The 15,172-nt window shown below is 62.1% G+C and carries 12 protein-coding genes and 1 pseudogene; 5 read left to right on the forward strand and 8 right to left on the reverse strand.

What is annotated here, in order from left to right; genetic code table 11:
- Nucleotides 1–261 precede the first annotated feature (261 nt).
- Both ACFC25_RS16670 and ACFC25_RS16675 read left to right on the forward strand, forming a co-directional pair.
- Nucleotides 262–1,590 (forward strand): MFS transporter, encoded by a 1,329-nt coding sequence (locus ACFC25_RS16670; protein WP_376047094.1) that lies wholly within the window; start codon nt 262–264, stop codon nt 1,588–1,590.
- A gap of 115 nt (nt 1,591–1,705) precedes the next feature.
- Nucleotides 1,706–2,509 (forward strand): IclR family transcriptional regulator, encoded by an 804-nt coding sequence (locus ACFC25_RS16675; protein ID WP_376047097.1) that lies wholly within the window; start codon nt 1,706–1,708, stop codon nt 2,507–2,509.
- Between the two features lie 171 nt (nt 2,510–2,680).
- On the opposite strand, the pseudogene ACFC25_RS16680 reads toward ACFC25_RS16675, so the two are convergent.
- The 4 genes and pseudogenes from ACFC25_RS16680 to ACFC25_RS16695 form a co-directional block, all read right to left on the reverse strand.
- Nucleotides 2,681–3,648: pseudogene (locus tag ACFC25_RS16680) on the reverse strand (IS481 family transposase).
- 698 nt (nt 3,649–4,346) lie between these two features.
- The gene (locus ACFC25_RS16685; protein WP_376047099.1) at nt 4,347–4,592 is read right to left on the reverse strand and encodes a hypothetical protein; all 246 of its coding nucleotides are present in this window, start codon (nt 4,590–4,592) and stop codon (nt 4,347–4,349) included.
- A 449-nt stretch (nt 4,593–5,041) separates the two neighbouring features.
- On the reverse strand, nt 5,042–6,367 hold the full coding sequence (locus ACFC25_RS16690) for an SLC13 family permease (protein ID WP_376047102.1): 1,326 nt from the start codon (nt 6,365–6,367) through the stop codon (nt 5,042–5,044).
- Between the two features lie 33 nt (nt 6,368–6,400).
- Entirely contained in the window at nt 6,401–7,201 is an 801-nt protein-coding gene (locus tag ACFC25_RS16695) for a hypothetical protein (protein WP_376047105.1), read from the reverse strand.
- A 114-nt stretch (nt 7,202–7,315) separates the two neighbouring features.
- Between ACFC25_RS16695 and ACFC25_RS16700 the strand changes: the two genes are divergently transcribed.
- Nucleotides 7,316–8,233, forward strand: a complete 918-nt coding sequence (locus ACFC25_RS16700) for a LysR family transcriptional regulator (protein ID WP_376047108.1) — start codon at nt 7,316–7,318, stop codon at nt 8,231–8,233.
- A 428-nt stretch (nt 8,234–8,661) separates the two neighbouring features.
- Here the strand turns inward: ACFC25_RS16700 and ACFC25_RS16705 are convergent, their stop codons facing one another.
- Nucleotides 8,662–9,684, reverse strand: coding sequence for a zinc-binding alcohol dehydrogenase family protein (locus ACFC25_RS16705; RefSeq protein ID WP_376047110.1), 1,023 nt, complete (start codon nt 9,682–9,684; stop codon nt 8,662–8,664).
- Between the two features lie 70 nt (nt 9,685–9,754).
- Here ACFC25_RS16705 and ACFC25_RS16710 point away from each other — a divergent pair, with 70 nt between their 5' ends.
- Complete coding sequence (locus ACFC25_RS16710; protein ID WP_376047113.1) at nt 9,755–10,099, forward strand: winged helix-turn-helix transcriptional regulator; 345 nt, start codon at nt 9,755–9,757, stop codon at nt 10,097–10,099.
- Between the two features lie 404 nt (nt 10,100–10,503).
- Here the strand turns inward: ACFC25_RS16710 and ACFC25_RS16715 are convergent, their stop codons facing one another.
- From ACFC25_RS16715 to ACFC25_RS16725, 3 genes are all read right to left on the reverse strand, one after another.
- On the reverse strand, nt 10,504–10,626 hold the full coding sequence (locus tag ACFC25_RS16715; RefSeq protein ID WP_376047116.1) for a hypothetical protein: 123 nt from the start codon (nt 10,624–10,626) through the stop codon (nt 10,504–10,506).
- Between the two features lie 280 nt (nt 10,627–10,906).
- Nucleotides 10,907–11,782, reverse strand: coding sequence for a crotonase/enoyl-CoA hydratase family protein (locus ACFC25_RS16720; protein ID WP_376047119.1), 876 nt, complete (start codon nt 11,780–11,782; stop codon nt 10,907–10,909).
- A 149-nt stretch (nt 11,783–11,931) separates the two neighbouring features.
- A complete protein-coding gene (locus ACFC25_RS16725; protein ID WP_376047122.1) occupies nt 11,932–12,702 on the reverse strand; it encodes a TetR/AcrR family transcriptional regulator in 771 nt (256 codons plus the stop codon).
- A 773-nt stretch (nt 12,703–13,475) separates the two neighbouring features.
- Here ACFC25_RS16725 and ACFC25_RS16730 point away from each other — a divergent pair.
- Entirely contained in the window at nt 13,476–15,035 is a 1,560-nt protein-coding gene (locus ACFC25_RS16730) for an FAD-dependent monooxygenase (RefSeq protein ID WP_376047125.1), read from the forward strand.
- The last annotated feature ends 137 nt before the right edge of the window (nt 15,036–15,172 follow it).

Below are 15,172 nucleotides of genomic sequence, written 5' to 3' on the forward strand. Positions count from 1 at the left end.
CTAGTAGATGCCTCCGGATACCGTGACTCCCGGTGCGGCCACAGTGACCATAGGCGGTTCACCCGGTGTCTGGCACGCAGTTTTCCAGATAACAGAATTTCAGCCGGTTTTCGCCGCTCTAAGCCGTGACGGTAGAACCACAGTTTTCCACATGGCAGAAATACTGTTGGTGAAGCCTGAATTTGTAACTAAGTTCATATCCGTCTCGACGGCGAGATGCGCCGGTGCCAGCACCTGGCTACGAAGTGAAAGGCTTGAAACATGACTCGGGAAACCCTTTCCCCCACCACGCCCCCCGGCGGCAACTCGATCGAAACCTCCTCCCAGCGCTCCCAGAAAACAAAGACCGTCACCAGCGGCGCGCTCGGCTCGGCGCTGGAGTGGTTCGATTTCGCGGTCTACGGTGCACTGTCCGCTACGGTCTTTCCTGCGATCTTCTTTTCGGGACTCGGTGAGGCGGCTGCGCTGATCGCCTCCTTCGCAACGTTCGGCGTAGGATTTTTGGCACGCCCCCTCGGGGCCATCATCTGCGGCCATTTCGGGGACAAATACGGGCGCCGGCCTGTTCTCCTTGCCACCTTTATCCTCATGGGCGTCAGCTCGCTGGCGATTGGACTGCTCCCCGGTAACCAAGGCATCTCAATTGCCATCGTTCTGGTGTCCCTGCGGTTCCTTCAAGGCTTCTCCCTCGGCGGCGAGGCCACCGGTGCCCAGCTGATGGCGCTCGAACACGCTAGCGCCAACCAGCGTGGGCTCCTCGGGGCCTTCATCAACGTCGGCTCCCCGCTCAGCCAGGTTCTGGCCAATGTCACGCTCGTCATTCTGAGTACCTCCATGAGCGAAGCTGCCTTCCGGGACTGGGGCTGGCGCGTGCCTTTCCTCATGAGCATCCTCCTTGTCATCGTGGGCATCTACATCCGCATGCGTCTTGAGGAGACGCCGGTTTTTCTTGAACAGAAGGCAGCCGCCAGCGAATCCGTCAGTGGTCTACAGGTGCTCAAGACCATGCCCTGGATGATCGTCAAGCTGATGCTGGTGCGCGCCGGCTCTAACGTGACCTTCTACACCATTTCCGTCTACGGCCTGAACTACCTGACCGCCCACGCAGGCTTCAGCAAGGGGGATGCGTTCATCATGATTCTTGTTGCCAACGGCATTTCCGTCGGCATCGGCTTGCTCGGGGGATTCGTGAGCGACCGGATAGGCCGCAAGCCTGTGCTCGTCATCGCGATCATCGCGCAACTGATCGCAGTGGCGTCCTTCTTCCCTTCGGCAGAGTCGGGGAACATCTTCCTGATCATCCTCACTGTCACCGTGGCCATCAGCGGCGTACAGTTCGAGTTCGGCTCCCAGCCGGCCCTCTACGCGGAGCAGTTCCCCACGAATATGCGATTCTCGGGATCAGCGCTGTCGCTTTCGTTCTCCCAGGTGCTCTTCTCCGCGCCAGCACCGATTGTTGCCGCCGCTATCGCCAGCACCGGCAACTTCTGGCTGATCGCCGCGATAAACGTGGTGGTGCTGCTTGTTTCACTGCTGTTCGTTCGGTGGCTCAAAGAAAACCACACGTCTGAGCTGAGCGAAATTCGCTAGACACTGCACGATCTACACGTGGGCTCTCCGTGATGCACCTTGGTGAGGCGGAGAGCCCACGCAGGCCGAAGACGGGGAATCCAAAACTTTGAAAGCTGTATCGTCTATTTCCATCATGACCAAACAAAAAGATGTGTACCAGCGGCCGCGGTATGCCTTAAGCTCGGTCGATCACGTGCTGCGCCTGATTCAGATTCTGCGCGACACAGGCGGCGCCCGGCTCTCCGACATCGCGCGGGAACTGGACATCTCGCCGTCGGCCGCCCACAGGCTGCTGACGATGCTCGTATACCGCGATTTCGCCGTTCAGGATGAATCTCGTGCCTACACGCCGGGTCCGTCGATGGGCGCCCCGCCATCACCTTCGCCTTGGACCCGCAAACTCAAGAGTCTTCTCAGTTCGCACCTGGAACTCCTCGCCGGGCGCCTCGACGAGAGCGTCAGCCTGATGTTCCGGACGGGAGTGCGGACTCGCGTTCTCACGACCCTCGAGGGTCGTCAGCCCCTACGCGTCGGGGATCGAACGGGCCTAGTGCAGGATGCTCGTTTGACAGCGGGCGGAAAAGCAATTCTTGCCGAACACGATCAGGCTTTTCTCGAGCGCTTATACAGAAGCAACTCAGCGAAGCTCGCTGGCGGCTACCTGAACGACGCGGAATTCGGTGGCCTGGTGCGCACGCTTGAAGAGACCAAGCGGCTCGGATACGCGCTTAATGAGGAAGCAACCGAAGTCGGACTTCACGCGCTTGGCATGGCACTTCACAGCGCCGACGGCGGTGTGCTCGCCTCCTTCGCGGTTCTCGTGCCGGCCTCCCGAGCCGACGTTCTCCGAGACCCGAGGACTCTCGCCTTAGTAACCGAGGCCCAAACGGAGATGGATCAGGCGATCCGCGCTGCGGGACTCCGTCTCCAAGCCTGAGAAGCCGGACGGCCCCCATTACTTGCCCCGGGTGGGGAGCGAAACCAGCGAAACCCTTAACCCGCAGCACGCCCTAGGAACTCGTCGATCTTCGCCGAGCACAGCAAAGGGGCGCCCCCCGTGAGTGCGCCCCTTTTGTCGGGGTCTCGACAGACCTTTCTTGACGGCGGCCTAGGTGTATTGACCTGAGAGGTTGGTGACGCGGCTGTCCGGTGGCTGACCTTTGAGTGATGTGTGGCCTCGATGATGATTGTAGTGATGGAGCCAGTCGGCGAAAGCGGCAACACGCTCGGTCTCTGAGCGGTACGGACGGGCGTAGGCCCATTCGTCGAGCATGGTGCGGTTGTAGCGCTCGACTTTGCCGTTGGTCTGAGGCCTGTAGGGACGGGTGCGTTTGTGCTTGATCTCAGGGCCCAGCGCGTCTTTGAACGCATAAGAGCGGTAGCAGGAGCCGTTATCGGTCAGGACCCGTTTTACAGTGATTCCGTGAGACTCGAAATAGGCGTTGGCACGTGCCCAGAATCCGGCTGCGGTTTCCTTCTTCTCATCGGTCAGGATCTCGGTGTAGGCGAGCCGGGAGTGGTCATCGACGGCGTTGTGCAGGAAAGCGTAGCCCGGGCGCCGGTTCGCGTCTGTGCCGGTCTTGTTCCGGTTTCCGGCGGCCCTGCCGGTGATGCGGTGGCCGCCGCCGTCCGGGATGCGCCCAAGTTTTTTGATGTCGACGTGGACCAGGTCCCCGGGGCTGTGGTGCTCGTAGCGGCGGATCACCCGGCCGGTGGCACGGTCCAGCCAGGACAGCCTGGCCAGCCCAAATCTGGACAGGACCCGGTGCACCGTGGAGGGATGGATGCCCAGCAGATAGCCGATCCTGGCGGGCCCCCACCGGCGGTGACCCTGATCGCGATGATCCGCCGTTCCCGCCGCACAGAGGTCCGCCGTGGCGAGCTGACGGGCCGACTGGAAAGGTCTTCCATCCCGTCCTCACCATGGGCCCGGTAACGGGCAGCCCAGCGCGCCGCTGTCGTAACAGATACCTGGAATCGTTCAGCCGCCCGGCGAAGGGACCACCCGTCTTCGACCACGCACCGGGCCAGCCGGAGCCTGCCCTTCGGCGTCAGGAGCGCGTTAGCATGGGACATTGAAGACCTCCTTGTGGATCGGACTCTCGACAAGCCCCACTCCACTCGGAGGTCTTCTTCTTGTCACCTATCCACGCCGAGCGTTCCTAACGTCCGTGGTCAATACACCTAGACCTTCTCGCCTGCCAGCCTCAACCTGCCCCTTGGCCTGGTCGGCGTGGCCCTCGACGCGCAGACTCTCATCGCCCGTCGGACCGGTTTTTGGGCAATTCAGGAAGGCTGACTGGTGAGAAGTGACTTAGCTACCGTGGCAACATGCACTAGATGCATGGAGCCTCCAGCTTCAGTGCTGAATGCAGCCCATCAGAATGACTGCAGCAGTTCGCTTGCGGTCTGCGCCAATTTCTGACTCTGGGAAACTTTATATCCGTCATGAAACGGGAGTGCACGCAACTACTTCCACTCCCGTTGTTTGAACGCTGATAACGGACCATATGTCGGCCCAGTTGGGCTGGCGGGCCGACGGGGGAGTGGCGGCCGCATCCGCTCCCACTCGTCTTTCAACATGAGGTATTGCGAGACAGGTCCGCAAGACGTGCTCTCCTCGTCAAGATTCAAGCCTCCGGGTCTCGCAACTGCGTACGTCCGGCCGCGAGAGCGGTGGCGTTGCCAAGCTGTGTTTCGAGACTGATAAGAGGCGCCAGGACTCGATTCGTGATATTCGGTCTTTCAAGGTGAATCTCCATCATGATCCCGGATCAGGGACCGTGACGCTTCCGCTTTGGAGGCTCGAAGAGTGATCGTTCGTACGTTTCCCCAAACGGGACCGCATCATCAAGTGCGAGGGTGTAATGACGGGCGTCGTGGCGGGTGACGAGAATACCGGCATTTCCCCTGGCCATGGCGGTCAGGCGGAGAGCCGCTTCTGCCTTTGTAAGCAATTCGTGCAGCAGTTCAGGTGCGGTGACAATTACTTCGGAATGTTCCGTTAGTTGAGGTCGCATGTGGACGTGTCCTTCCATGTTGAACGTTCTGGCCATCGTGTTTCTGGCCGAGGTTGACCCTTGGCCGTAGGGCGAGCGGGAGAGGCCAAAAGACGATTCCCTGGCCGTACGCTTCACCGCAGCGGCGACTAAACGTTGCCCGGGTCCTTAAAGTTGTTTGACCCTTCGGGACGCCGGCGATCATTTGACCTGCTCGTCGCGGATCTCGTCCGCAGGTCCAAACTGCCCCGGTTTCATGGGGCATGAACAGGAAGGCCGCAAGGATGGTGAGAATGCCTCGAACACGTCGCCCAGGAACTCAACGCGCGTACACGCAAAACGCTCGGCTGGGATACCCCAGCCGAGCGTTTTCTGCTGACATTTACTTAGCCACCAACGATGTTGCATTGACCCCTAGAAACCGTCGCTCAGGCGGTCCTTATTGTCCTGCTCTTCCTGTGGGTCAGACATCACCATCCCGGCAGGATGAAGATGGCCCAGGCGGTAAGGGGGGCCGCAACTATCATGCTCAGGCCCCAGCGCAGGAGCTGAGTGAACACCCGGTCGCGGTCCGCCGGATCTGTGTTGGCGATTACGAGGGCGCCCGAGGTCGAGAAGGGCGAGGAGTCCACGACCGACGACGCGATGCTCAGGGCGATGAGCATCGGCACCGAATTCACGCCGCCGGCGAGGATGAACGGCACGGCGAGCGGCACAAGGGCACCGAGAATGCCGGTGGTCGAGGCGAATGCCGAAACGGCCGCGCCGACGACGCAGAGGAGCAGTGCGCCGAGGAGCGGGGCGCCGATCGATTCCACGCTCTGGCCGACGTAGTCGATCGTCCCCATGCGGCTCAGAAGACCGACGTAGGTCACGATGCCCACGATGAGGAAAACTGTCGGCCAGGCGATCTTTGGGATCGCCTGCTTGCCCGCCTCGGGGGAGGCGACCGAGGCGATCAGCGCCACGGTCAGGGCGGTGAAACCTATGTCAGCGCGGAAGAAGAGGACGGCGGCCACCATGCCCATGATGCCCAGGAGGGTCACCACAATCGGCGTCGTCAGGCGGGTGCGCTCGAGCGTTGGGGCTGGCGCGGCGGCTAGGATCGTTCCTTTCGACCGGCCTCCGGCGCCACTCGAGAAACCGTGGTCCGGCGTGGCGTCGGGGCTGTCCGGCTCGGCCGCGCGGGCCCGGCGAGCAGCCGGGCGGGCGAACCAGAAGTGCAGCCCGACGCCGATGAAGGTGCTGAAGAGGAAGGTCGAGAGGAAAAGCAGGCCGGCGGAGTATTCCAGTCCGCTCTGTGCGGCCAGGCCATTGACGATCACGCCGAACACGCCGATCGGCGAGAACTCCCCGGCCCCGACCCCGTTCGCGACCATAAGGCCCATATAGAGCGGCGGGATCCCGTTCCGGTATGCCAGTCCCATCGCCGTCGGGACGATGATGGCGACGGCGGCCGGTGGCACGGCGCCGGCCGCCGCGAGCCCTGCGGCCAGGGCGAAGATGACCCACGGCAGCGCCCAGACGCGGCCCCCGACAAGTCGGACGGCTCGGTCAACGATCCAGTCGATCGTGCCGTTGCCCTGGGCAATCGCGAACAGGAATGTCACCCCCACGAGGATGACGAACAGGCCCGAGGGGAAGCCGGAGAGGACGTCGTCGGCGCTCTCCCCAACGACACCGACCCCGAGGACGAAGGCGGCCACAAGTGCCAGGGCGCCCATGTGCAGCTTCAGGAGGGACGAAAGCAAAAAGATCGCAACAAGAACAGCGATCGAGATTAGTTCAAGAGGCATCATTGGCTCCGAGGTCGGGTGCGGGGACGGAGGTCAGTGTCGCTCGAGCAGGCTGCCGAAGCCGGGGTACTGGTCCTCGATCCCCATGTCCCGCAGGGCCTTCCAGTATATGGCGGTCCCCACCGCGAAGACCGGTTTCTTCAGCTCCGACTCCATGGTGGCAGCGACCTCGGCGAAGCGCAGGTTCGTGCCGAGCTGGAGGATTGCGTCCGGCCGGTGCTGCTCGGCTGCCAGGACGGCCTCTCTCAGGCGCTCCGGAGTCTGGGAGGCGACCTCGATGATGCTCTTGCACTTGAGGCCCTCGATGTGGACGATCTCGTAGCCGCGGTCGGTGAAGTAGCTGGCCGCATGCCGTTCGATAATCGGATAGTAGGGCGTGACCAGGGCAATTTTTTTGGCTCCGACTTCCTCGAACGCTGCCTCGGCTGCCTGTGCGCCCATTGTGACGGGGACCCCGGAAGTCTCCTGGAGGTGCTCGAGGAGCGCGAAGCTTCCCTTGACCCCGCCCATGAAGCTCTGCGAGGACATGCCCAGGATCAGATGATCGATGAGTGCCTCGTTCAGGCGCCGGACTGACTCGCCCAGGTTGGCGGCGACGTGGCGCATGATAATGGCCCAGTCCTCGTCCTCTGAGATGGGCTGGTTCGGTACGTAGTAGCGGTCGACTGCGTTGATGACGCCCGGGGGGCGCATGTCCATCATCTCGTTCTCCACGATGACATTCGGACCGGGCGTCATGATGCCAATGACGCCTCGGGGGCCCATCGCATTCGTGTAGCGGGTGCGGTCGTGGCTCGTGCCGACGATGGTGGGTGCTGCATCGTTGATTGTCATTGTTTGCTCCTTGTTTGTTCACCTGCTCGGCGATGATGTCGACTCTAGGCGCGGCAGGGCAGGTCTGAATCCACGTAATCCGGATAGACTGTATTCGTTTTCCGGATAGAAAGGATGACTGTGCATCTGGATTGGATCGAGTCGTTGGTTGGTGTTGTCGACCAGCAGGGATTCTTTCGGGCTGGGCTCGTGCTCGGCCGCAGCCAGTCGAGAGTGAGTACGCAGGTACAGAATTTGGAACGCGAGCTTGGCTCCAAACTCATTGACCGGACGACGCGCCCGGTCACACTCACCGCGGCCGGCGAGGTGTTCATCGGGCGGGCGCGTGACATCCTCCGCGAAGTGCAGGCCGCCCGTGCAGAGATCGCCGCGCTCGGCGGCGCCGCCTACGGGACCGTGCGCATCGCGGTTCCCCCCAGCATTGCCGGTCTCGTCCTCCCGGGGCTATTGGACAGGTTCCGCCGCAGCGCTCCGAACGTCCTGGTCGAGGTGGTCGAGGGAGCAACAGGAACCCTGGCCGCGCAGCTGCTCCAGCACGTTGCCGTTCTCGCCCTCGTCCCGCGCCCGTATGTCGAGTCGGTTCCGGAGATCGAATACGTCCCGCTCTGGCGCGAGGCGCTCTATCTCCTGGTTGCGCCGACCCATCGCCTCGCCGACCGGCAGGAGGCCTCGATCCGCGAACTCAACGGTGAAACCGTCATCACGCCCGGTAGCGGCGACGGCGCCCAAGGGATCTCACCCGAGGTCGCTCCGTTCCTTGCCGACGTGGTCCCGGCAGCCACCCGGCGGGTCGCCTCGCCCAACACCCTGGCCTCACTTGTCCGGGTCGGGCTCGGGGTCGGCGTCATGAGCCGGCTGGGTCTCGACCTGACCGGCGTCGAAGGTATCCGCATCATCCGCATCACCGAACCCCAGGTTATGCGCGAGATCGTGCTCGCGCGCCGCAAGGATCTGAAGCCGACACCCGCGCGTGTGGAGTTCGAGCGCTTCCTCCGGTCCGCGCCCGTCCCGCACGGGGCTGAGCCCGTCTGAGGCACGAGAGCCGGCTGGCGCCGAGAGTGCAGCAGGAGCCAGCGGTGTTCTCACCCCCGGCCGAGCCCCGACAATTGGTTCCCCACGGATTGTCTCCAGGGGCCCGCCGCGGGACTCACCCGCGGCCCGAAGGTCATTGCCACCGCCAACACGACGAGCAAAAGTGCGTTCAGGGCCAGGCAGCGGCCTTCGTTCCTAACGCGACCTGAGGCGAGATACGGTCGTGCGAAACGCGAGTAGGTTCGACAGACCAGAACTGGCAAACCTCCGGCGGGACATCCATTCGGAGCCATTCACGGGAAGGACTGCCTGTTGGTGAGTCCTTGGAGGGTATTTGGGTACCGGCAGTATTCCGTCCAGAACCTTGGAAGATCAGAACGGGGCGGCGGCCACGATGACTGTGGCCGCCGTTTCCAGCTGGCCCTCGGTTAGTGAGGATCGCTCGCCGCAACGACGATTTTGCCTAGCGTGTGGCCGGATTCGACCATGGCATGTGCGTTGCGAAGATTCTCGGCGTTGATCGGGTGGAGCGTGTGGGTGATCGTGCTGCGGATGATCCCCGCGTCGACCATCGAGGCGACCTTGTTGAGCAGGTGGTGCTGTTCGATCATGTCCGGTGTTTGGAACAAGGAGCGGGTAAACATGAGCTCCCAGTGCCACGTGAGGCTTTTGCTCTTGAGCTGTGCCACGTCGACCTGACCCGGGTCGTCGATGGCCACGATCTGGCCGAACGGTTTCAGGATCTCCACAAAAGCGGCCAGTTGGCCGGCCGAGTTCGTGGTGAAGATGTAGTCAACGCCCTCGGGTGCCACACGCTGGACATCCTCCCGCAGGGCTTCTCCATGCCTGACGGTCTCATCGGCTCCGAGGGAACGGACCCACTCCTGGCTTTCTGTGCGGCTGGCGGAGGCGATGACACGCAAACCCGGTATGAGGGCTTTAGCCAGCTGGACCACCATGGACCCGACGCCACCTGCACCGCCGATCATGAGCAATGTCCCGGCACTGTCCGCGGACAGGCCCAGTTTGACGAACAGACCCTCCCACGCTGTGATGGACGTGAGCGGAAGTGCGGCGGCCTGCGCGAAGTCAAGGGTCTTCGGCTTGCCTCCAACGACCCGCTCATCCACTGCCTGGAATTGTGCGTTGCTTCCGCCACGGTCGATGGCCCCCGCGTAAAAGACATCATCACCTGCCCTGAACAATGTCACGTCGGCGCCTACGGCGCGGACAGTGCCGGCTGCGTCGTAGCCAAGCACCGTGGGCCGTCCGGCCGGGTCCTTGCCGGAACGTACTTTCACATCAACAGGATTGACGGAGACCGCATTGACTTCCACCAGAAGATCCTTCGGACCGACTTCAGGTATGGGGAGTAGGACATCTTCAAGGCTGGCATCATCAGAGATCGGAAGGTTCTTCGTGTAGGCAACGGCGTTCATGGTTTCGGTCATGAACCCATAGTGATCCCAGGGGAGTAGTTACCGTCAAGGACCCTTAGTTCCTTTTGGTTACCATGAAGGCATGGTGACTACTGATTCCTGTGAACGGAACGACGTCTACATGGCGGCGTGCCCCTGCCGTGACATGTTGGATCTGCTGGCCAACAAGTGGTCCGCTTTGGCAATTGGCGCGTTGGAGGCGGGGCCTCTGCGCTTTGGCGTTCTGAGAAAGACGCTGGAAGGCGTGAGCCCCAAGGTGCTGGCCCAGACACTCAGAAAGCTCGAAGACAACGGGCTGGTCGACCGCACCGTGTATCCCGAAGTTCCCCTCCATGTTGAATACTCCCTGACCCCGTTGGGCAGGAGCGCAGCGGAACCCCTTGCCCACCTACGCAACTGGGTCGAGTCGAACGCGGGAAAGCAATGAAGAATGTTTGGATTTCCTACATTCAGGAAGGCGCGTCCAAACCGCCAAAGTCTGAGTTGGCGGATCGTCGAGTAGTCGTCGAGTCGGCCCAATATACCTGGCGAGAGGCCCCCGGATAGAGGGATGACGCGAACTGCGCCGGGCGCGCGGCGGCCGCGCAACCTTTCCCACCACGGCAAGTCCGGATCTGCACCGCCGAATCGTCGGACGGGTGGCCGAAACGGTCGCCGGATGCGGCTTCTCCCCCGCTTTTCCGGGGATTTTTAACTGGCATACGCGGGTATTCATGGGCCGGGAGTACCACCCGGGGCGCAAACAACATCGAGTCGTGTCTCGGACCGGCCTTGAACATCGCCAATATGGACTGGGAAAAGTTCGCCGACATGGCCGAGAGTGATGGGGTTTTAGGGGTTTTTCCTGACAGCTTTTGCTGCAGCGACGTACTGGGCGTAAGCGGCGGCCGAGTCGGTGGCGTGGCGTTCGATGGTTGCAGGGGAGTATCCGAGGGTTTCGGCGATGATGGCCACGGGTGCGAGTTTCGTGAGTTCGTGGAGAGTTCCCAGCCGTGCGGCCCGTGTACTGAACAGCTTGCTGAGGCGGGTTGTGAGGTGTCCGGGGTGGATGTGACGCCCGGGAGAGGCGCCGCGGAATACCCACCTGGTATTGGGGTGTGAGGCGGTCAGGTCGTGCGCCTGGTGCTCTGCGTGAAGAATGGATTTACTCCCCGCACCTGGCTATTCAAGCTGCGGCCGTGTGGAACGCCGCTGCGCGCAACAAGCCGAAGGTGTCTAAGACCGGGTCCGACAGTTACCACCACGGGTAGAATGGCGGCATTTCGTTCGTGGACTCGGTGAACCGCGGAGTACGCTTCTCCAAGAATGCGGCCACCCCCTCCTTTCCGTCGCCGATCGACGTGTAGAACATGGCGAGCGACTCGATCCGACTGGCTTCCAGCGGCGATGCCAGCGCCGCGTTGCGGTAAAGCATCTGCCGCGTAAGTGCGACGGACACCGGTGACCTGCCACGGGTGTAGCGACGAGCCAGATCATAGGCGGCCGGCAGCAGATCATTCGGCTCGTGAACTGACCGCACCAAACCGATTTCTCGCGCCTCCGACGCATTCAAAATATCAGCCGAGTACATCAGGTCGAGTGCTGTGTCGAGGCCAACGATTCGGGGGAGGAACCAAGAAGAAGACGCCTCGGGCACGATCCCGAGCCGTCCGAACACGAAACCAATACGGGCATCAGTTGAAACGAGACGAGCGTCCATCGCACAGGTCATCGTAGCGCCAATGCCCACAGCTGACCCATTAACCGCACCGATCACGGGCTTTGTGCAGTTGAAAATCGCCCACGTCACGCGCCCGCCTGGATCACGCACCCCATGCAGAACCGGGTCGTCGTCAAATCTCTGCTGCACATCTTCTAAAGTCGGCCTCAGCGACTCATCCAGACCGAATACGTTGCCAGGCGACGTCAAGTCCATCCCGGCGCAAAACGCTCGGCCCCTCCCTGTCACTACGACTGCGATAACCTCGTCGTCCGAAGATGCCCGATCGAAGGCGCCAACCAGCTCGGCCGCCATTTCCACAGTGAAGGCGTTAAGTTGGCGTGGTCGATCTAGCCACAGCGTAAGGATGCCGTCTTGCACCTCATAAGACAAAGTCTCGTACTGATCCACGCGTTCTCCAATGTGACATTTGGCTCTGGGTGTGACTCGCGGACCAGTCGCGTGGGCTGCGTTCGCGTACCCTGGCGGTGCTGCAGAGGACATCGTCGAGCAAGAAATACAAGCTCACTGCGATACGAGAAGGATAGGCCTCCTCAGGTCTATGGTTTGGTTTCGCTCTCTACGTATAGGCGCTCAAGCCGGTCGAGGTCCTGGCGCATCATCGCTAGCGCGCCCGGCATGCCCGCATTGTGTGCTTCGCGAACTTCGGCGGTGATGAGCGACGCCACCGCCATATCGGCGAGCTGGTCGCACACCAGATCCAGGTCGGTCTTCGGGTCGGGGTGATACCACCAAGCGACCCAGTTGTTGATTCCGAGGATTGCGAATGCAGCGATCCGGGGGTCAAGTGGCCGGAAGATGCCGTCGCGAATTCCGATCTCGATGACGGTGGTAACGGTGCGGAGTATATGGCGACGGTCCGACTCGTGCTGTACGGCGATGTCGGCGGGAAGGTCAGCTTCCGAGCGGATCAGGAGCTTGAAGCGCTCCGACCACAGCGCCTGGCGTCGCACTCCGGAGGCGACGATCTCACGGAGGATCTCGGCTGGGCCGAGATCTTGACGGGCAGCGATCGACTGGATGGAGGTGGCGGCTTCCTCGGTCGTCTCGGTGATGAGCTTGGCAAGCAAGGCTTCTTTGCTGCTGACATAGTGATAGAGCGCCGGGCGGGTGAGGCCGACGGCCTCGGCGATGTCCTGGAAGCTGGTGCCCGCATACCCGCGCTCGGCGAAGAGGCGGGTCGCGTTGTCAAAGATGTCCTGCTGGACAAGTTCATGCCTCATATTCGTGCGGCCTTCGTCGCCCTCCTGAACGCCCGCGGGTGCTCCCGCGGGGCCGACAGTGGACGCGCGTTGTTTCGATGTGCTCATTAGGCAATCATACCGATGCCATCGTCAGCTGGTCAAAAATTTGACACATACGTTGATCAGTTAATTTACGGATGCGCCGAACCGGGAAAGACCGGCTGGACAGGCGCAGGAAGTGACATTCCAGACCGTTTCTCATGCAGCGTCTCTGACGGGAACCAAAACGCACCCCCATGTGCCGCTTGGCGCCCCTCGCACCATCGACCGCTGCCGCGACGATGAAGGGCCGGCGTCCCAGTGATCTGATAACGCAGCCGCAATCGGGTACAAGATCAATGCGGAAAACGACACGAATAGCGGTCGCCCAAAGTCGACATGAAAGAGAGTGTCGAGAAGGGTGCTCCACCCATGAGGGCGACGACCGAGAACCCAGGGCTCCGACGTTAGACGCGCGGCGAACCCCCAGCAAATGGTTGCAAACGTTGCTGGACGCGAGGCAAGAAGGGTTGTCGCTCGGGAACGAAAATTCCGATCCCTTTCTTTTGATCTGGAGTGGGACGCATCCCGGTTACATCGCGCTTCCGCTTTAAATTTGACTCTTCGCACTGATCAGTACACCAGCCTTTTCTATGTATCGCAGCGGCACAGGTCCTCTTTAGATACCGAATCCTCGCCCTCAAAGGACCGACACTTCGAATCAGCGCTCCAGCTGCCGCAGCGCGCCGTGAACGTGGGAGAGGCCCATTTTCGTGCCGGTTGGTAAGCGCCTTTTGACATCAACGCTGCTGTTGGATATTTTACATGTAAGTTGAAATGCATCTCAAGGGAGGGTGGACATGAGCCGACAGGGCAACCGAACCATGGCGATCATCGGGGGTGGTCCAGCCGGGGCACTGCTTGCGCGCTTGCTGAAGATGCAGGGCGCCGAGTGGGATATCACCGTCTATGAGCGTGATCCTGCTGGAGCTACGTACGGTTTCGGCATCGGGCTGGGCCCCAAAGCGCTGCAGCCTCTCGAAGGCATCGACCCGGAGCTAGTCGAGGAGCTTCGCTCGTCGGGGCTGAGCCACACCTCACGGCAGCGGATCCATCTCGGTGGACAGGAGATCACCTGGCACTGGGGCGACTGGACGACCCTATCGATCGCCCGCAAGACCCTGGTCTCCTGTCTGCAGCGGCGGGCGCAGGAGGTCGGCGTGGCTTTCGAGTTCGAGCGCGCTGCATCATACGACGAGGTCGCCGACGCCGACCTCGTGGTCGCCACAGACGGCAGCAACAGCGCGGTTCGGCAGCGTTGGGCCGCTGAGCTCGGGCCCGATGTCGAGTATGGGCACGGCTACTTCTATTGGTGCGCCGCACGGGTGGACCTGCCCGGCCCGGTGTTTGCCTTCAAGGAGAACGAGCATGGCGGCTTCGCGACGCATTCGTACCCCTACAACGGCGGAATGTCCGGCTTCATGTTCGAAGCCGACGCCGCGACGCTTAAGAAGGCCGGTCTCGACGGCATCGCTGATGGACTGAAGCCTGCGGAGTCGGACCATGTCACGCGCCAGTACCTTGAGCTCCTCTTTGCCGATCACCTGCAGGGTGCCGAGATCGTTACCAGTGCATCGCGCTGGTCGCGCTTCCGCATGGTACGCAACGCCTCCTGGCACGCCGGCAATGTCGTCCTCGTCGGCGACGCGGCGCACACCGCGCACCCGTCGATCGGATCGGGGACCCGAATGGCAATGGAGGATGCGCTGGCGCTCAGCCGCGCACTCGTCAGCCACGACGACCTTCCCGCTGCGCTAGCCGCCTATGAGGCGGAACGGCGTCCTGCCGTGGAACGCCTGCAGGATGCGGCATTCGCCAGTCAGCGCTGGTGGGAGACGTTTGCACGGCGCCTCGACCTCCCCCTCCCGCTCCTCGCACTGCACTACGCCACGAGAACGGGACGGTACGGCATTCACCGCATACTGAGTCACGACGCTGACATCGTCAGCGAGGCCAGGGGCACCCTGCCGAGGGAGTACCGCGGGGCGACCGGGGTCTTGTCGCAATCCCTGCGCGTTGGCGATCGCGAGCTGTCCGGACGAGTGCTGATGTCAGGGAACGTGGAGCGCGTGCGCCGGGTGGACATCACCGACACGGATCCGGAGTCTGCCGCGTCCGACGCACTCATCGAGTCACTGCGAGCAGCGGACCTTCCCGCGGGAACGATCGTGCAGTTGCGGCCCACCTGCGCTCCGCGCTTCCACGAGGCGCTGCCGGGTGCGATGCTGGCCGATCGACTGCGACAAGCACTCGGTGTTCCGGTGGCGCTCGCGGCGCAGCTCAGCGACCCAGTTCAGCTCGACGCGGTCGAAACTGTACTACTAACACGTCGGATCGATCTCGTCGAGGACCTCGGGTGAGTGCCCTGAAACGGCGCTGGACGTCGCGTACCGCGTGGCGCGGTGTAACGCTTGACACAGAGCGTCAAACCCGTCAGAATCGACGAAATAGTCAAATATTCTACGCATATGTATTACGCATCAACGGGTGCATGCGC

Origin of the sequence: Pseudarthrobacter sp. NPDC055928 (genome assembly GCF_042270935.1) — a bacterium.
Lineage (GTDB): Bacteria > Actinomycetota > Actinomycetes > Actinomycetales > Micrococcaceae > Arthrobacter.